General features: G+C 36.1%; 18 protein-coding genes. 9 read left to right on the forward strand and 9 right to left on the reverse strand.

The genetic code is table 11. The features are described 5' to 3' along the window. The first annotated feature begins 220 nt into the window (after window positions 1–220). Together BC6307_RS19845 and BC6307_RS19850 are read left to right on the forward strand one after the other, a co-directional pair. On the forward strand, window positions 221–853 hold the full coding sequence (locus tag BC6307_RS19845) for a YigZ family protein (RefSeq protein ID WP_066420456.1): 633 nt from the start codon (window positions 221–223) through the stop codon (window positions 851–853). Window positions 854–869: 16 nt separating this feature from the next. Beyond that, the gene (locus tag BC6307_RS19850; RefSeq protein ID WP_084380685.1) at window positions 870–1928 is read left to right on the forward strand and encodes an LCP family protein; all 1059 of its coding nucleotides are present in this window, start codon (window positions 870–872) and stop codon (window positions 1926–1928) included. A 33-nt stretch (window positions 1929–1961) separates the two neighbouring features. On the opposite strand, the gene tuaH is transcribed toward BC6307_RS19850, so the two are convergent. The 3 genes from tuaH to BC6307_RS19865 form a co-directional block, all read right to left on the reverse strand. Continuing rightward, complete coding sequence (gene tuaH / locus BC6307_RS19855) at window positions 1962–3107, reverse strand: teichuronic acid biosynthesis protein TuaH (protein ID WP_066420455.1); 1146 nt, start codon at window positions 3105–3107, stop codon at window positions 1962–1964. A gap of 9 nt (window positions 3108–3116) precedes the next feature. After that, complete coding sequence (gene galU, locus BC6307_RS19860; protein ID WP_066420453.1) at window positions 3117–4007, reverse strand: UTP--glucose-1-phosphate uridylyltransferase GalU; 891 nt, start codon at window positions 4005–4007, stop codon at window positions 3117–3119. Between the two features lie 179 nt (window positions 4008–4186). Continuing rightward, window positions 4187–5548, reverse strand: coding sequence for a sugar transferase (locus tag BC6307_RS19865; protein WP_066420451.1), 1362 nt, complete (start codon window positions 5546–5548; stop codon window positions 4187–4189). A 314-nt stretch (window positions 5549–5862) separates the two neighbouring features. Between BC6307_RS19865 and BC6307_RS19870 the strand changes: the two genes are divergently transcribed. Together BC6307_RS19870 and BC6307_RS19875 are read left to right on the forward strand one after the other, a co-directional pair. Continuing rightward, window positions 5863–6372, forward strand: a complete 510-nt coding sequence (locus BC6307_RS19870; RefSeq protein WP_066420449.1) for a hypothetical protein — start codon at window positions 5863–5865, stop codon at window positions 6370–6372. A 65-nt stretch (window positions 6373–6437) separates the two neighbouring features. Continuing rightward, window positions 6438–6812 carry a hypothetical protein gene (locus tag BC6307_RS19875; RefSeq protein ID WP_066420447.1) on the forward strand — a complete coding sequence of 125 codons (375 nt, stop codon included), beginning with the start codon at window positions 6438–6440 and terminating at the stop codon, window positions 6810–6812. A 19-nt stretch (window positions 6813–6831) separates the two neighbouring features. Here BC6307_RS19875 and BC6307_RS19880 read toward each other — a convergent pair whose 3' ends face one another. The 4 genes from BC6307_RS19880 to BC6307_RS19895 all read right to left on the reverse strand — a co-directional run bounded on the left by BC6307_RS19880 (window position 6832) and on the right by BC6307_RS19895 (window position 9771). Then, a complete protein-coding gene (locus BC6307_RS19880) occupies window positions 6832–7671 on the reverse strand; it encodes an SGNH/GDSL hydrolase family protein (RefSeq protein ID WP_066420445.1) in 840 nt (279 codons plus the stop codon). A gap of 211 nt (window positions 7672–7882) precedes the next feature. Further along, the gene (locus BC6307_RS19885) at window positions 7883–8650 is read right to left on the reverse strand and encodes a tyrosine-protein phosphatase (RefSeq protein ID WP_066420443.1); all 768 of its coding nucleotides are present in this window, start codon (window positions 8648–8650) and stop codon (window positions 7883–7885) included. A gap of 190 nt (window positions 8651–8840) precedes the next feature. Continuing rightward, a complete protein-coding gene (locus BC6307_RS19890) occupies window positions 8841–9413 on the reverse strand; it encodes a class D sortase (RefSeq protein WP_066420460.1) in 573 nt (190 codons plus the stop codon). A gap of 34 nt (window positions 9414–9447) precedes the next feature. After that, window positions 9448–9771, reverse strand: a complete 324-nt coding sequence (locus tag BC6307_RS19895) for a hypothetical protein (protein ID WP_066420441.1) — start codon at window positions 9769–9771, stop codon at window positions 9448–9450. Window positions 9772–9964: 193 nt separating this feature from the next. On the opposite strand from BC6307_RS19895, the gene BC6307_RS19900 reads away from it, so the two are divergent. The 3 genes from BC6307_RS19900 to BC6307_RS19910 all read left to right on the forward strand — a co-directional run bounded on the left by BC6307_RS19900 (window position 9965) and on the right by BC6307_RS19910 (window position 14911). Beyond that, on the forward strand, window positions 9965–10465 hold the full coding sequence (locus tag BC6307_RS19900; RefSeq protein ID WP_066420440.1) for a BsuPI-related putative proteinase inhibitor: 501 nt from the start codon (window positions 9965–9967) through the stop codon (window positions 10463–10465). A 142-nt stretch (window positions 10466–10607) separates the two neighbouring features. Next, on the forward strand, window positions 10608–12122 hold the full coding sequence (locus BC6307_RS19905; RefSeq protein WP_066420438.1) for a hypothetical protein: 1515 nt from the start codon (window positions 10608–10610) through the stop codon (window positions 12120–12122). Continuing rightward, entirely contained in the window at window positions 12119–14911 is a 2793-nt protein-coding gene (locus BC6307_RS19910; RefSeq protein ID WP_066420435.1) for a DEAD/DEAH box helicase, read from the forward strand. The genes BC6307_RS19905 and BC6307_RS19910 overlap by 4 nt, the downstream gene beginning before the upstream one ends. 225 nt (window positions 14912–15136) lie before the next feature. On the opposite strand, the gene BC6307_RS19915 is transcribed toward BC6307_RS19910, so the two are convergent. Beyond that, window positions 15137–15589, reverse strand: a complete 453-nt coding sequence (locus tag BC6307_RS19915; protein ID WP_066417515.1) for a hypothetical protein — start codon at window positions 15587–15589, stop codon at window positions 15137–15139. Window positions 15590–15953: 364 nt separating this feature from the next. Here BC6307_RS19915 and BC6307_RS19920 point away from each other — a divergent pair, with 364 nt between their 5' ends. Continuing rightward, a complete protein-coding gene (locus tag BC6307_RS19920) occupies window positions 15954–16373 on the forward strand; it encodes a helix-turn-helix domain-containing protein (protein WP_066417521.1) in 420 nt (139 codons plus the stop codon). 162 nt (window positions 16374–16535) lie between these two features. Here BC6307_RS19920 and ssb read toward each other — a convergent pair whose 3' ends face one another. Then, entirely contained in the window at window positions 16536–16928 is a 393-nt protein-coding gene (gene ssb / locus BC6307_RS19925) for a single-stranded DNA-binding protein (RefSeq protein WP_084380505.1), read from the reverse strand. Window positions 16929–17233: 305 nt separating this feature from the next. Here ssb and BC6307_RS19930 point away from each other — a divergent pair, with 305 nt between their 5' ends. After that, entirely contained in the window at window positions 17234–17665 is a 432-nt protein-coding gene (locus tag BC6307_RS19930; protein WP_066417524.1) for a YwpF family protein, read from the forward strand. Window positions 17666–17676: the final 11 nt, after the last annotated feature.

Below are 17676 nucleotides of genomic sequence, written 5' to 3' on the forward strand. Positions count from 1 at the left end.
CACCTCTTTGTTTGTGGGGGTACAACGGATAGTTTATAGTGAAATCTAGAAATTTACATAATCCAGTAATGTGACGTTTGTTACATTTACATTAAATTTTTCTCATTTTGTCGAAATATAAAGGATTTGCACAATTTTTCAATTGATGTACTAATACAATGACCTTATAATAAAATGTATGGTTTCTTATACCTAGTACAATAAGTGAGGAAGTGAAACCTTGTTATCCCATTATTATACCGTGAAAGAGTACGGAGAACACGAAATTTCTATTCAAAAGTCAAGATTTATTGCATACATCAATAGAGCGACCACTGTCGAAGAGGCAGAAACTTTCATACAAGACATAAAAAAGAAGCATTGGAACGCTACTCATAATTGCTCTGCTTATTTAATTGGTGAAAACGATCAATTCCAAAAAGCAAATGATGACGGTGAACCAAGCGGTACAGCCGGAGTGCCGATGTTGGAAGTATTAAAGAAAAAAGGGTTAAAAGATACAGTTGTTGTCGTAACCCGTTATTTTGGTGGCGTGAAGCTTGGTGCAGGTGGGTTAGTAAGAGCATATGGAAAGGCAGTTTCAGAAGGATTAACATCAATAGGCATAGTTGAGCGAAAATTGATGAGAATAATGCATACAACGATTGATTATACATTACTAGGGAAAGTAGAAAACGAATTAAGAAATTCTCACTACTCCTTAAAGGAAATTCATTATTTAGAAAACATTACAATCGACACGTATGTTCTTGAATCTGAAACAAATCAGTTCAAAGAGTGGATGGTTAACTTAACAAATGGGAAAGCCGATATTATTAAAGGCTCCACCACTTATTTAGAAACAGAACTATAACGAGGGGAATTTTATTATGGATAAAAATTCAAGGGTCTCAATGAAAAAGACTAAAAAGAGTAGAAAGAAGCGAACGATATTAGTTACAATTCTTACGCTATTCTTAATAGTCGGTGGATATGCAGGGTATTTAGTATATGAAACAGTTCGAGCAGCAAATGACGCTTACACAGAAATAGATAGAGGGAATAAGTCAAAATTAAGGGAAACAGAAATTACGATGGGAAAAGATCCATTCTCTGTTCTTTTAATGGGGATTGAGGATTATTCTACCGGAGGAACGAACGGAAGAACGGATACATTAATGCTAGCAACGTTCAATCCTGACACACAAACGATGAAGCTCCTAAGTATCCCCCGTGATACTAGAGTGTTCTTCCCAGATCGTAACTATTACTCCAAAATTAATCATGCACACGCTTATGGCGGGAAAGAAATGACGATTGACCGTATAGAAGAATTACTCGGGGTTCCTGTTGATTATTTTGCAACAGTAAACTTTGATGGTTTTAAAAATATTATTGATATTGTTGGCGGAGTAACGGTTGATGTTCCGTTTAGTTTCTCAGAACGAAGTGATACGAGACCGCGTTATGATATTCACTTCACTGAAGGTGAAATGACGTTAGGTGGGGAAGAAGCACTAGCATACGCTAGAATGAGAAAAAAAGATCCTCGTGGGGATTTCGGTCGTAATGATCGACAAAAACAAATTGTGGAAGCTACTATTAATGAACTTACCTCCCCACAAAATTTATTGCGAATCGATCGTATCGCTAGAGAATTAGGACAAAATATTGAGACGAATGTACGGATAACAGATGCTATTGGACTTACATCCGTATACTCGAACTTTAATACGTCGAAAATTGAACAGCTAAGCATTAAAGGTACGGACGACTATATAAACAATATCTATTATTTCATTCCTGATGAAATAGCACTTCAAGAGGTTCAAACAGAGCTCAAAGTTCATTTAGGTATACTACCTGAATCTGCATTAACTATCGATGAAGAAGGAACAGAGGGAACACCAGAAACAACGATTCCACCAGCACAACCTGGTACTCCATAATAAAAGGCTCGCAGCTAAATAACTGCGAGCCTTTTATTTTCCTACTACGATCATATACATTTTTTTAAATATGTTATTCCAATCTTTGCTCTCTGCTAGTTTTTTTCTGTCTTCTACATGCTTCTCGTTGTTATCAGCTAATAGTTTGGAACAATGGGCGATAAATTCGTCAACATTTCTACCCTCTCCATATTCGTAAATCCACTCTTGTTGATACTTTTTCGTTGAGGGTAAATTATAGCCGACTATCGGCTTGCCTGCAGCCAAATACTCAAATAACTTTAGCGGAAATACCGCTTTATTATATTCGGACGGTTTGTACGGTAGTAAGCCAATATCAATTTTATTTAACCAAGCTGGTACTTCATTCGGTTGAATTTTACCTAAATACTTAACATTTTCGTTTTGAAGTAACTGGTGAAAAGTTGGGTCACCATTCGTTCCTTCGGGGCCAGCTAGTAACAACGTCCAATCCCCTCTATGCTTCATCACCTCATTAAGCAAGTCAAAGTCTAATTTCGGCTTAATTCCCCCGATATAGCCAATTACAGAGCCTGACAGGTCATTACCTTTACTTAGCTTAACTCGCTCCTCAAACAGGTGATATTCTACTCCGTTTTCTAACGTCAGTGGCTTTTGGGCAGGATTATACGTTTTTACAAGATAGTCATTTAAGAAGTCTGACGTAGCAAATAGCTTATCGACCGTTCGGACAATTCTTTCTTCCGCTTGTACAATGCTCTGCTCCCTAAGTTTTAGCACAATATTTTTTTTACCAGTCATGGAAGAAGCCCACAAATCGCTACAATCGTAGGTAGTTGTTTCCCAGTCAATTAGCTTCTGAATGGCCGGAAAGCCAGGAAACGTATACCATAAGTATTTTTTCGTACCTTTACTCTGCAAATGCGCTTGTAGTGCTTTTAATTTATGTTTATAAAATAAATCAAAATATCTTCCAAAGCGAAACAATTTATGACTATGCACATCAGGAATTCCGTATTGCACAATTCCGTTAGAAAGTTTCTGGAAGCTTTGTTTTCCGGTAGTGGGACAAACCCATATCACTTCTTCCGTGTCTCTTTGTTTTAATAAAAATTCTGCTAAACGGTGTCTACGGTAACGTAAATGATCTTGGTCCCAATCGCCTGTAGCGACGATAACGTGCGTTTTACTCTCCATTATCGCTCCTCAGGCTTTCGTTTTGTAATTTTGATATTGAAGTGTTTGTAAATATTGAACAACTTCATCTCGTAAGTCTTCACGATCCAAACTGAAATCGATTGTCGCCTTCACAAATCCGAATTTATCTCCTACATCGTATCTCGTTCCGCTAAATTGATATGCTAGCACTTGTTGGATTCCATTTAAACTATTGATTGCATCTGTTAATTGGATTTCTCCACCAGAACCTTTAGGAGTTTTCTCTAAAATATCAAAAATATCAGCAGTTAGTACGTATCTTCCCATAATCGCGAAATTGGAAGGAGCTTCTGCAACGTTCGGCTTTTCAACTAGCCCTGCAATTTTCACAACGTCTTCAGCAATTTCGTCACCCTTCGGAGCAACTATACCGTATTTGGATACTTCTTTTTCAGGAACACCTTGTATTCCAACAACGGACGAGCCGAATTGATCGTATACATCAATAAGCTGCTTTAAACAAGGTGTATCTCCTTTAACGATGTCGTCCCCTAACATAACACCAAACGGATCATTGCCGATAAACTTTCTTGCACACCAAATAGCGTGGCCTAATCCTAAAGGTTCTTTTTGGCGAATGTAGTGAATGTTTGCTAATTCAGAAATACCTTGAATTTCATGCAAAATTTCATATTTTTCTTTTTTTAGTAACGTCTCTTCTAGTTCATACGATTTATCGAAGTGATCCTCAATTGCACGCTTTCCTCTACCACTAACGATAATAATATCTTCAATTCCTGATTGTACCGCTTCTTCTACTATATATTGAATCGTTGGTTTATCTACAATTGGTAGCATTTCTTTTGGCTGTGCCTTCGTAGCTGGTAAAAATCTAGTTCCTAAACCTGCTGCTGGAATAATTACCTTTTTAATTGTCATTTCCTACTACTCCTTTTTACATATATGTCTTATAAAAGTATATCATAGTCAAATGTATGATTAGTAAAGTGACTGTTAAGAACATATTACAAAATAAGACATACGTAGATACTTTAGTTTTTCTAGCATGACCGGAAAATATGAAAAACAGACTAACATAGTAGTTAGCCTGTTCCTCATTAATTTCGCTTGTGAGCTAACTTGTTGCTCGGTTGCTGTTCTTTTACACCTTCTGATTTATCTTTATCAATAATAACTAATAACGTTCTTAAAATGATAAGGATATCAAACATAACTGAATAATTTCTAATGTAGTGCAGGTCAAATCGCAACTTATCCTCTACACTTGTCGTATATTTACCCATAATTTGAGCGTATCCAGTAATACCTGGCTTCACACTATTACGATATTCATACGATTTTAATTCTTTCTTAAACTTTTCAATAAAGAAGCTTCGTTCCGGGCGAGGACCAACAATGGACATATCCCCCTTCAAAACGTTTATTATTTGTGGGATTTCATCAATTCTTGTCGCGCGTAAAAATTTACCGATTTTCGTTATTCTCGGATCTTTATCTGTTGCCATCGTAGGGCCTGTTTTACCTTCTGCATTTTCTACCATAGTACGAAATTTAATAATATTAAATTCTTTATTATCTTTTCCTAAGCGCTTTTGCGTGTAAAAGATGGAGCCTTTCCAGTCATCGATTTTAATTAAAATCATCCCAATTAGGAAGAAAGGGATAAGAAATGGAAATGCTACTATAGAAACAACTAAATCAAAAAATCGTTTCATAAATTGTTGATCAATCGTTAAACCGAATGGCTTAATTGCAAGAGACATCGTATCTTCAAACGGTGTAATTTCTGATTTGGATAGTAACAAATCATAGAACGACGGTACTAAATATAAATTTTTCCCATTTTTAAAAGAGGAATAAATAATTTTAGATTTCTTCTCATCCGTATCTTTTGCACCTAACACAATCGTTTCAGATCGTTTAATCGCGTTATATATTTCTGGAAGTGGTGCATGGTAGTTCACGTATTCGACATCTACTTTTGATGCAAACGTCCCTATTACTTGATATGTTAGTTTATTTTTCTCATGTGGTTCTGCAATTAATAACACTTTTTCAGGCTTAGATTTCTTTAAAGCAAAAAACACAACTTTCCAAAGCGTTAAGAGCACAACCGCAATGATAAAGGACAGCAGGATAACCGATCTTGGTAATGCAAACGCTCGAAAGAAGAACGAAGCAGCCATCGTCGTTACTGTAATCGACGCGGTACTAATAAAAATACTTCCAATATAATCGAATACTCTTTTTCGTCTCGAAGGGTTAACTTCATAAACAAATAAGAAGAAAGTACTGATTATAATAATGTATGGAAGTACCGTGAAGAACGAGTCCCAGTTTCTTGTTACGTACGTTTCACTTCGTATATAAAACGCTAAGAAATAGGACAGTGTAATAATGCTAATATCAATAATAATAAATGATAACCGTTTCGTTTTTTCGTTTGTATAAGTATTCATATAAAAGCTCCTTTGTTAAGGCCTTAATACGTTAGACGTTTTGTTTAACTATTAGTTTCTCCAAACAATGCACAAATTTCCCTTAATTATAATGGAAATTGTAATAAAAAGAAACTTCCAACCTACCAATATATAAGTTTACAACCTTCTCTTCTAAAAATAAAGTTAAAGTTCCATTAGAAAATCGCAAGCCCCATTAACTGGTAGTTAACCTTCACCACTTACTAGAATATTTATTCTCACCCTATAAAAACGTATAGTTTTCTTTAAAATCGACGATGCTAAAACTATATAGGTGAGAGGAGAATTTTGTTATGAATAAGATGCAGTTAGTTCTAATAAGTATATTTATAGTTTTAATTATTATCGTCACACTCCCTACTAAGTCTACTAGTAAACACTTGCCGATACGAGCAGAAACTGCCCTTTTAGAAAAAGAAATTCCTAACGAAAACTTTTTTTCTTTGGATAAAAATGTAACTTTTCCTGTATTCCAAACGTCTAATAATTGGACAGACGAAAATGTTGTTCAACAATACGAAAAGAAGCTAGAACAATTACAAGTAGAAACAGAACAAAAATTGAACGTTGCGCTCGAGGATTTAAAAGAAAAGCTACAGGAAGAACGTAGTTTAGCCTTATTGTTAGAAGGGTACCAAATATTAAAGGAACTTGAAAAAGAAACGGACGAGTCTTTTTATCAAATTTTAGAAGAATTAAAAAGTCATAGTCATGTAGAGGAAGAAAAGCTCCAACACTACCAATCACATTACGAAAAAACGAAAGAAAGCTGGAAAAACAGTTTGATGAACTTTTCTAACTAGTCATATTTAGTTAGTAGTGTTAATAGAATGATAAGTATAAGCATAGGGAGAAGTGAGGGATAAAGATGGCAGAAATAGCGAGTAGATTCGAACCAATAATTAAACGTCTTAAAAGTTATCCTATACATTTTAATTGGGAGGCCTTGTTTTTATATTTAAAAAATTATTCCTTCCGCATCATGATCATTGTTGGCTTATGCCCAATATTTGTTACGATTCCAGCGGTTATGTTTTATTTCGGACTCGAATATAGCACATTTAGCTTTTACGCTCTGTCCATCATCATGCTCGTACCGTGGCTGTTAATACCGTTTCTATTTATTCAATATATAACCGAGCGTTCTAAAGCCGGCAAAATTATTTCATATGTAGTTACTGGATTAGTTCTCGTAGCATTTATCATTTGGGTTTATCTATTTTCGATATGGAAGTTATTTTAAATAAATTAGGACAGTATAATTAATCTATACTGTCCTCTATTTCATCCCCTGTAAAGAAACGCAATAAATATTCTGCCCACGCGTTATTCCCAACCTCATTTGGGTGTTGCGTATCGTCAGAAACATATTGTTTAAACTCGACATCATTATGGTGAGGCCAATTCGTCCAATGATTTAAATATAAATAACTCTGTTGTTCAGCAAACTTTTGTAGCGCTTCTATTTCACGCGGATAGTTTCTAGCTCCGTAAAGCGGCATTGAAGGCTGTATTAACATCACAACTTCTTCATTTTGCTCTTTATAACCATTAATCATTTCGTTTATGTTTGCAAACCTTCTACTCATTTGCACGAGCCCATAGTTATCCTCTATTACAAATGGATCGAGAAGGACAACATCTGGAACGATTTCGTCAAGAAGGTGAAGCTGTTGTTCTACTACTTTTGAAGATGTATGATCGGTAATTTCTTGTATGTAAAACTCGAAAGTGTCCCCATAATATTTTTTCATTTCTTCTTGGAGTATGTTTGGCCAAGCGGATTCACCGGTTAAGCCTTTTGAACCAACGATAAGAAAACGTACTTGTTCACCACTCGTCACCTTTTGTAGAACAGCTTCTTTTAATGGTGAAGGCAGCTGATTTGCGTATTCAGCAGCAAGCTGGGCACCCTGGTCATCATTTTGTTCATCCTGATCCTCAACCTGTGATTTTACCGGTGCTTGTTCATTTAAACTAGCAATATTAGTAGCTTGAATCTCTTGGCCCGTTGATGCAATTTTATTTTCCCAATGGAAATGTCCTGCAACAATCGAACCTAAGCAAATTAATAGGACGGCTAATACAATTCCGTTTCTCATTTTACCACCTCTCTCTCAATATACTATTATTCCCATTACTTTTCTACAATTGTCTACAAAATATTGCAAATTCAACAGACTATTTACCTATAAACAGAAGCGGAGCGCTCAGCTAGACGTAACGAAAGTAAAGCTAACGTTTATAGTTTCCTGGTAAACGATTAAATAAAAAAAATCCAAGCAGTACATCCGCTTGAATTTTTCATATATGTTAAAACAACCCTAGTAGCTTTTTCTTTCGAATACGCTCCGGAATTTCTTTTATAATCGTTTGGCCTTCAATTAAAAGCTCAGCATTTTCCATAAATACGTAACGAGTTTCCTTACCGAACTCTTTATCAATAAGTTCAAACGCCTCGTCCATTTTAAACGTACGATTTTTAATATTGTGAGCATCTGATGCGATAAAATGAGCTAAATTAGCTTGAATAATATCATGTGAAAACTTTTTGATTTTCTTTCCAAAAGCCCCTACTAAACTAGCCGCCGTCAATTGTGTGCATGCACCCTTTTTTACTAATTGGTATAGTTTATCAGGTGATTGTAAAAGTTCAGCATTTCGTTCAGGATGAACAATGACTGGGATCAGCCCTTCAAGCTGTATATCATAGATTAACTTTTCTGTGTAAAGAGGAACGTTTGCAGAAGGAAGCTCAATAAAAACATATTTTCCTTTATCGTTCATCGTAAGAACTTCACCATTTTGATAGGATTCTAGTAATTCACCGTGAATTCTAGTCTCTTGACCCGGAAGTATTGTAATCGGAACATTTTCTTTTTTTAAGCGATCGTTAAGCTCGGCTACAAGTTGGATTATGTCTATTCTTTTGTTTGTATACTTCTCATTTAAATGATGAGGCGTCGCTACAATCGTTGTAATCCCTTGTTCTACCGCAACCCTAGCCATCTCAATACTTTCTGTCATATGTTTAGCACCGTCATCCACACCTGGAAGTATATGACAATGAAGATCAATCATAGTTCTTCCCTCCTATCTTGGTTTATAGACCAAATTTCCCACGTTAGTTATTTATTAATATTACCATAGTATAAACATATTGAGAACGGGTGTATTTTGTCGAAAATTAACGAATCGCGATTTCAGAATTGTTATATTAGTATAACAAAAACACCGAATAAGACTATATTCAGTGTTTTATCATCATTATTTACTTTTTGACTGGTTTTGCATATAAAATATAGCGTTCAGGAGTTGGTCCTAAAACGTGAAAAGGGTAGCACGTAGTTAATATAAATTCTTCCGTTTCCTTTTGCAATGTAATAATCGAAAGGTCATTTTCATCTACTATTTTAGAATCATAAATTTCATACGTATATTCTCCGTACGGCATCTTTACTTGGAACGTATCTCCCATTTCTAATTCTCCCAATCTCAAGAAAACGGTATCGTTATGACCCGACATGACGATTTGTCCAATTTCACCAGGGTAAGAAGAGCCTGTATAATGCCCGACCCCTTTTGCTAGTTCATTTGGATCTGTTCCAGCTACAATTGGAAGTTCTGCCTCTATTTTTGGAAGCTCTAAAATACCTATCGCTTCACCAATTGCAGGATCCCAATCTTCAGGCACTCCATTTTCTGTAACGATCGAGGAGCTTGTTGTTTTCTCGATTGCTTCTTTTAAAGCTGCTTCTGTTTTTTTATCCATACTAATTTTTTCATATAAACCATAGCCAATGAACCCTAATCCGCTAATAATAAGTAAAAACGCAAATACCATTCCTTTTTTCAAAGTAAATCCGTTCCTCTCTTTTCTATATTTTCCTCAAAGCTCCTTCAATGAACTTAATGAAAAAAGGTAAACCGATTGCAAATAAATGGAGCACAATTAAAGTAAAGTGATAAAACCGTTGCTTCGTCATTTTGAATAATAGTGGAATTAAGATTAATAGTATACCAGCAGTACTTAACAACATGTATAACATTTCACCTTGATCTTCGCCAAATCGAATTAATAATATAAAATATCCGATTATACTAACATTATATATTAGAAGTAAAAGTGATAGTGTGAAACATATACCGTTAACGGAACCTTTAAACCATTTACTCGTAAAAAACTTTTTTACTTTTTCCATTGTCAATCTCTCTCCTACACCCCGATATTGTAATTACAATTTATGTATAATTGTATTATATACTATCCTTTAGCCCTACGAATAGACTGAAATTTCTAACTCGAAGTTTATCTGCTATACATTACGGGTAAACAGTAACTTTCTTCATACCTTTCACGACTAATATAAAAACAGGACATAGGAGGTAATATTTATGTTAAAAAAACTGACACCTTTATTTTTATTCGTACTATTCGTTGCAGCTGCTTGCGGGACGACAAACTCGACAGATAATTCATTAACTGAAAATAACTCCTCGCCGTCTACAGGGAGTAAAGAGGAGAAGAAAAGAGAACTGGAACTTACCAATCCTGATAACACGTTGCAAGCCAATGTTCAACTTGAAGAAGATTCGTTTATATTCATAGTCGAAAATACAGATGAAAATGATTTAGAAATACTTTTTTCTTCCAGTCAAGAATTTGACTATATTGTTTTTGATGAAAATGGAAAAAAGATAAAGCAGCACTCCGACGGTATGATGTACACACAAGCAATAGTGGAAACGACACTCTCTAGCGGTGAAAGCTTAACGTACACTGTCTCTACGGACGAAGTAAAAGCAGATTTACCACAAGGTACGTATAAAATACAGTTTCTATTTGCAGGAGCAGACCTACCTGTTCAAGCTTCCACTAATTTTGAAGTAAATTAGTTTGCTTTTGCTTGTTAGGTTGTAACGAAAGTGGAAAAAATCTATAATTAAAGGTATGGAAATTTTTAAAATACTGGGCTCGCCTATTAGTAGGAAGCCTTTTCTTAGTTTTAAAAGCAAACAACTTTTGGATGGTGACGAAATGGACCAGTTTACAACCTTTTTAATAGAAGAATATCCTCTTCAATATGAAGAAAATCGACAACTATTAAGTAAAGCACTTCGGCTCTTTCGTAGTGGGAACGTTCACAACGTCTATCAAGACGGAACGAATATTTTCGGAAAAGTAGAAGTAGGGTCCAGTACATACCATACGCTCATCGATACAGATATGGGAGAGTTCAGCCGCTGCTCGTGTGACACCTCTTCCCTTTGCCCTCATGCACTTGCCGTCTATTTAACGATGTGGGCAAAATCAGAACCGATTACTACTTTAATGGAACAATGGAAAGCAGCAAAAAAAGAGAACGTACCAACACAACTAGTGTACGACGAAAGTTCATTAGCTAGCTGGCTTCAATACTTACAATCACAATATGAACACTTTCGCTCTACAGCATCGACGAATCATCAAATTTCATCTATTTATTATACTTTTTTACCGAAAGTACAGCTTGTTGCTCCGAAAAAAGGGGAAATTAGACAGCTTTTCATCGTCCATGCAGCTATTTTTTGTATGGAAAAAATGATGGAAGAGGCAGATCAACACCCACCTCAATACGTTCGTGATATGATTTTACGCGTAATTGACGTGCTAGAAGAGCAATCGAAAAGTTTGGCCCATCACGCCCTTTCCTTTCAACTTGATACGTTACTGAAGGAAAGTTGCGAGGTAGTAAATCAATTTTTCTTAAAAGAAGACGATTTTTTAAACGAAAAGTTTTTCGTCGTCGAATATATGTGGAAAACCGTGTATCAAAAGCGAAATTGGATGGGAACGGTTCGAAAAGACATTGCCGAACTAACTTCATTCCCAGCATCGATTTTAAACATTCACTTACTCCTATTACTAAAAAAAGAGGAAGAAGCTCTACAATGGATAAAACGAGATCGAATTCGATATGGTCCTTTTATTTTCCATTGGTTACGAATGTTATCCAAAACTGGTGCATGGTCACAAATGGCCAAACTAGTTGATGGTGCCCTATCCTCCGTCATCGATTATATTTTAGCCGAAGGAATCTATAATAAGAAAAGACAGCTTTCCTCCTATTTATTAAAGCTACTAACAAGCTTAGCGAAAGAAACCGGCAATGATGAACCATACATATATGCGATGGAAAAACTATTGCCATACAGCTTTACTGAATATGAATGGTACCTATATGAAACGAAAGAGTATCGAAAATGGATGGAACTGCACTTATTTTTAGGGTTTGATTGGAATGCACTCGATTCTTACCGGTTAAAAATGATTCAAAAAGAAGCTCCTTCTGTTCTTTTACCTTTTTATCATCGCGGGGTGGAAGAAAAAATAAACGAACGTAATCGTAAAAGCTATAAAGAAGCCGTTCGATTATTAAAGAAACTACTCGCTATTTACAAGAAAGAAAAAAAGCTCTCCTATTGGGATGCTTATTTCCCAGAGTTAGCAAACAGGACGAAACGATTACGCTCGTTTCAGGAGGAATTGAAAAGAGGTAAACTTTTACCATGAACGAATTAATGATTCATGCTATTTACTTACAAAAACTACATAAATTTTTCTTATACGGCGAGGAAGACGGGAACATTATTCCTCCTTCTAACTATATTTCATTGCTTTTTACTTGGCATGAAAGCTCCTTTTTTGGCACAGCTTTAAAAGAGGACACGTTCGAAGGAAAAAACGGACTATTTTTGACTGCTTATGAAGCGTTAGAGCTTTTTGCAGAAGAAACTGGTAACTCCTTTTATGAAGTATTTTGGAGTGATCAAGCGGAAATATATCGGCTTGTTGCACCTACTTTAAAAACGATTATCGAGGAAAAAGCGTTTGAACCTTCTTTCGCAGCTTGGAAGGAAAATGAACTTACCTATACCCTTACCGGCGAAGGAAAAAAGCTTACGGATCAAAACATACTAGTTCGTCCACATCTACCTCTTATTCAAACTTGGCTGGAAAGTACGATGCAAAAGCTAGTTGAAGAAAAACAATATTTTCTGCTTGAGCCTATTTGGCCAAACCCTGAAAAGCTTACACCCGCTTTTTTTGAAGATTCATTGCAAGATTTATACGGCGAAAAGGAAGATTGGTTACTAGATATCGGCTGGTATAAAGATGAAACACCGTTTACAATCGGACTTCGCATCTCGGAACCTGAGGAAGATGGGTACGATTGGACGATGCAAACGATATTAAAAGACAAAAAGACAGACACCCAATACGTATTCGGTGAAGATAAGCTTCCAGCTAAGTTTTCGAAACATAAAGCAGCCATCCAGAAAGCACATAGAAAGTGGGAGTTTGTTACACCAACCATTTTTAAAAAGGAAAAGTTGAACGCTACTATTTCAGAAGAAGAAGCATGGGATTTTTTACTCACTGGTAGTGAAAAGCTCATTCAAATGGGCGTCGATATTTATTTACCTTCATGGTGGCAAGCGGTGAAAAACTCTCGTCCGAAAGTAAAAGCGCGAGTTACTAGCACGAATCAAAATAGTCAATCGTTCGTTGGACTAAATTCTCTCGTAAATTTTGAATGGCGCTTTTCCACACGGAATCGCGAACTATCAGAGGAAGAGTTTCTTGCACTTGTCGAGCAAAACCGTCGACTCGTACGAATACAAGGAGAATGGATGGTATTAGATCCATCCTTCATCCAACAAATACGTAAACTAATGCAGCAAGCAGAGCAAAATGGAATTTCGTTAGAAGATGTATTAAAAAATAATGCTGGCGATGGGTCTGAAGCAGACTTTCAAGATGATATATCAGATATACAAATTGAAATGTCCGGTGAAGTAAAAAAACTATTTCACCAGCTGTATGAAGGTAAAGAATATCAACAGTTTGATGTTCCTCCTAGCTTTCAAGGAGAATTGCGCCCCTATCAAACGCACGGAGCTGGTTGGTTAACATTTTTACGAAAACACGGGTTTGGCGCTTGTTTAGCTGACGATATGGGACTAGGAAAGACGATTCAATTAATTGCTTATTTCCTTTCCGCTAAAGAAGAAGCGTTTGAAAAAGGGAATAACATTAATCCATGTTTAATTATTTGCCCTACTTCTGTACTTGGAAACTGGCAAAAGGAATTAGAGAAGTTTGCACCAAATTTAGGAGTGAAATTACATTACGGACCTAATCGTGTTAAAGGGGAAGCGTTCGACTCTTTTGTTAAGGGGGCCGATGTTATTCTTACCTCCTACGCTCTTTCACATTTAGATGAAGAAGAACTCACTAACGTTCATTGGGATGCTATATGTTTAGATGAGGCACAAAATATAAAGAACGCCGATACAAAACAGTCACAATCTGTTCGAAAATTACGCGGCCGTCATCATATTGCATTAACTGGAACACCGATAGAAAATCGTTTATCAGAATTATGGGCTATTTTTGATTTTATAAATCCTGGATATTTAGGATCACTCGGTAGTTTCCATCGCCAATTTGTCGTACCTGTTGAGCGCGAGCAAAATAAAGAGAAGATTGAGCAATTACAAAAATTAATACAACCTTTTCTTTTACGTCGTACGAAAACCGATAAACAAGTTGCATTAAACTTACCGGACAAACAAGAGCAAAAAGAATATTGCCCTTTAACAATAGAACAAGCATCTATTTACGAACGACTTGTGAAGGAAACGCTCGAGCAGGTAGAGAAATTAGCAGGTATTCAACGTAGAGGACTTGTCTTAAAAATGCTCGGTCAGCTCAAGCAAGTGTGCGATCACCCTTCCCTTTATTTAAAAGAAGATGAACCAACAGACTTAATCTCTCGCTCCTCGAAAATGGAGAAGCTAGTAGAGTTAGTAGAAGAAGTACGTGACAGAAATGAGAGCTGTTTAATTTTTACGCAATATATTGGAATGGGTAATATGATCGTTCAAGCTCTGCAAAAAAAATTAGGTGAACGCGTAAAATTTTTACACGGATCTGTCAGCAAAAAAGATCGTGATACGTTAATCGACGACTTTCAAGCAGGAAAGTATAACGTTCTAGTTTTATCTTTAAAAGCTGGTGGTACTGGACTGAACTTAACGGCTGCAAACCATGTTATTCACTACGACCGTTGGTGGAACCCAGCAGTAGAAAATCAAGCAACAGACCGAGCGTACAGAATTGGTCAAAAGCGTTTTGTACACGTTCATAAATTTATTACAACAGGAACGCTCGAAGAAAAAATTGATGCGATGATTGAGTCCAAGCAAAGCTTGAATGATCAAATCATTACGAGCGAAGGCTGGATAACAGAATTAACAAACGAAGAACTACAGGACTTACTAGTACTTCGCAACTAAAACAAAAGCGGAGGCGCTTCGAACAGGCCCGTACAAACTGGACTGTTCCGGTAGGAGATAAAGGAAACACGGCGAACAACGTTTAGTCGATGTTGACTTATCGTACGGACGGAACAGGAAGTTTGATAGGGCCTAAGCGCCGGAGCTAGACGTAAAAACATGTCAGTAGTAACCTAAACAGAAACCAAAGCCAGGCATTGAGCTTTACCCATTGCCTGGCTTTTTTTATTCTTTTTTCGCACGCGGACGAAAGTGTGATAGATATGTAATAGTGTCATTATGCTTAATATATATTCGTTGAAGCAACTCTAAAATAACTGAATCATCAATATTGTAGTTATCGTTATGTCTTAAATACCTACTCCGATATGTTTGCCATCCGTAAGAGTATATGTCAACTTCAAACGTTGGCAAATGGACCATTATCGAAATAATTTGTTTTTTATTCTCGTAAGAACGAAAATGGAACTCAATAGACTGCAGCCGATTAATAACGATAGATCGCCAACATTCCTCTTCTATTACGTTGGAACATAGTTGAAGGGCATCATAAAACGAGCTAGCTTCTTTACTAGAATTGGAAGTGTGAAAGTCTTTCACATAAATATAGTAATTCGAAATATTGGCCACATGCTTATAATCATTCTCATGAAAACTGACACTCGACAAATAAAACATTACTACTTCTCCCGCTCCTTATTTTTATTATTGTTATCATCTACAGCGGTTCTAGTTGCTTTCGGCGTAGTACGCCAGTTTGGTACATCTCATTTGCATGGTTTTTAAATCCAAAATTATCCAAACGATTCTACTTATAGTTTACCTATTTCGATAGATTCGTCAATATCTGTGTTCTTATATGCTTTTTCATAAATTTATATCTTTTTTCTCCATTTTTCTCGTTCTTTCTTCCTCGTACTAACTACCTAATAACTGTTCTGATTATGAACTTTTGTAACCTTTGTTCTTAATTGGAACATTCAACATAATACCTTTCCTATACGGTTATAGTAGCCATTTATATTGAATAGGAGGTATTCTCTTGTCCCATTCTGTTTTAGCTAGAAATATTAAATCGTTACGTACACAAAAAGGCTGGTCGCAAGACGAACTAGGAGAACGTATCAATCACTCCCGTTCACAAGTAAGCAAATGGGAGACAGAAAAGCTCACACCAGATACAGAAACGATTCAAAAGATTAGTGATGTTTTTGGAGTAAGTGTTGCATATTTAATGGGGCAACACACATCAGAACAATCGTATATAAATGAATTTAAACGTCTATATAATTTACCAGAGAATGATACACAACTACTTGATATCGTTAACTTTTTGCAACATGCTCCTAACTTTAAACAGCAATTACATACATATACAACATTATCCAAACAGCAACAAGAGTATATAGAACAAATATTTCAATTATTAATCAAACAACAAACAGATATAAAGAAAAAATAGTAGCCAACAAATAATTGCTGGCTGCGGAGGAGAGTATCGGGGAAGTTTTATTTGATAAATGTGAATGGATGTTCTTCTCTATTTGAGGTTATAGTTTTGTAGAGAAGCAGGACCTACCCAAAGCCCTGCCTCTTCTACATGTACGAAAGATTATAAATACCCTTATTTTGACGTTTCTAATTGTATATCAGTCTTTCTTTCACTTCTACCTTCTGTAAAAATAACGTTTTTCTCTTTTCGTTTGTCCAGAAACCTTACATCGTCTCCCACTACATCTGTCACGTAGACCCAAGATCCGCTTTTGTCTTCGTAGCGACGAGTTTGAATTCTTCCCGTTATGCCGATCAGTGACCCCTTTCGACAATAGTTTGCAACATTTTCTGCAAGCTTACGCCAAACTCGACAAGAAACAAAGTCAGCTTCTATTTCTCCAGCTTGATTTTTAAAATTTCTATTTACCGCTAAATGAAACGTCGCTACAGCAGTTCCTTCACTCGTATAGCGGAGCTCAGGGTCTCTCGTTAACCGACCAACAAGAGTCACTTGATTGATCATTCTCTTCCCTCCTTTCAGTGCTTAACTTGAACTGCAACTCAATAGTATTACGTGTGGAATAATACGTAAAATGAACGAAAAAACATTTTTGCAAGTAAAAAGGTAGAAAACACTCTATTTCTTCTAGCAAAATGAACTTTTTGACTCCTCAATCAACTGTTTTATACTTCTAACATAATTTTAATATTCTCATACATAGAGTGGAAAACATTGCAATATGCTATAATCGTAGTTATAGTAAACGGTAAAAATAAAGTTAAGCAAAATAGTCCTGAAAACTTTTGACTACCTATAGGAGGGAAAGAATGAAAACGTTCAAGCTCGTTAGTTTAGCTCTTATTGAGGAAAATAAAAACCGACCTATCCCATTAATCGACGGCCTTATTATTAATAAAGAGTTGGATGAGCAATGGCTAGTAGAGGCGTACGTTCCAAAGGACAACCTCGTATTATTTGAGAACCTTGTCAATAGTGAAGAGCTTATTCCGATACAAACGATTATTTCTAAACCAACAAATGACCCAGCCACTTTTCATGCTAGAGTAAAGCATATTTCCGTTATGGAAGAGCATATTAGTGTCCTATTCGATGCACAGCTTTTCCGTCGCAACAATAGCTTTCACGTAGACCTCCTATCCAGTCTCGTAGGAGAAGGATTAGCTGGCGACGAATTACTCTCCCAATTTATTACTCGTTCAAAAGATGATACAACGAAGCCACAAACTGCTAAATCATAAAATAAAAGCTA

It is taken from the genome of Sutcliffiella cohnii (assembly GCF_002250055.1).
GTDB lineage: Bacteria > Bacillota > Bacilli > Bacillales > Bacillaceae_I > Sutcliffiella > Sutcliffiella cohnii.

Bases quoted from the DNA above. Each gene is read 5' to 3' on its own strand.
- BC6307_RS19850 (WP_084380685.1), top strand. From the start codon at position 870: ATGGATAAAAATTCAAGGGTCTCAATGAAAAAGACTAAAAAGAGTAGA.
- tuaH (WP_066420455.1), bottom strand. From the start codon at position 3,107: ATGGAGAGTAAAACGCACGTTATCGTCGCTACAGGCGATTGGGACCAA.
- galU (WP_066420453.1), bottom strand. From the start codon at position 4,007: ATGACAATTAAAAAGGTAATTATTCCAGCAGCAGGTTTAGGAACTAGA.
- BC6307_RS19865 (WP_066420451.1), bottom strand. From the start codon at position 5,548: ATGAATACTTATACAAACGAAAAAACGAAACGGTTATCATTTATTATT.
- BC6307_RS19870 (WP_066420449.1), top strand. From the start codon at position 5,863: ATGAATAAGATGCAGTTAGTTCTAATAAGTATATTTATAGTTTTAATT.
- BC6307_RS19875 (WP_066420447.1), top strand. From the start codon at position 6,438: ATGGCAGAAATAGCGAGTAGATTCGAACCAATAATTAAACGTCTTAAA.
- BC6307_RS19880 (WP_066420445.1), bottom strand. From the start codon at position 7,671: ATGAGAAACGGAATTGTATTAGCCGTCCTATTAATTTGCTTAGGTTCG.
- BC6307_RS19885 (WP_066420443.1), bottom strand. From the start codon at position 8,650: ATGATTGATCTTCATTGTCATATACTTCCAGGTGTGGATGACGGTGCT.
- BC6307_RS19890 (WP_066420460.1), bottom strand. From the start codon at position 9,413: ATGGTATTTGCGTTTTTACTTATTATTAGCGGATTAGGGTTCATTGGC.
- BC6307_RS19895 (WP_066420441.1), bottom strand. From the start codon at position 9,771: ATGGAAAAAGTAAAAAAGTTTTTTACGAGTAAATGGTTTAAAGGTTCC.
- BC6307_RS19900 (WP_066420440.1), top strand. From the start codon at position 9,965: ATGTTAAAAAAACTGACACCTTTATTTTTATTCGTACTATTCGTTGCA.
- BC6307_RS19905 (WP_066420438.1), top strand. From the start codon at position 10,608: ATGGACCAGTTTACAACCTTTTTAATAGAAGAATATCCTCTTCAATAT.
- BC6307_RS19910 (WP_066420435.1), top strand. From the start codon at position 12,119: ATGAACGAATTAATGATTCATGCTATTTACTTACAAAAACTACATAAA.
- BC6307_RS19915 (WP_066417515.1), bottom strand. From the start codon at position 15,589: ATGTTTTATTTGTCGAGTGTCAGTTTTCATGAGAATGATTATAAGCAT.
- ssb (WP_084380505.1), bottom strand. From the start codon at position 16,928: ATGATCAATCAAGTGACTCTTGTTGGTCGGTTAACGAGAGACCCTGAG.
- BC6307_RS19930 (WP_066417524.1), top strand. From the start codon at position 17,234: ATGAAAACGTTCAAGCTCGTTAGTTTAGCTCTTATTGAGGAAAATAAA.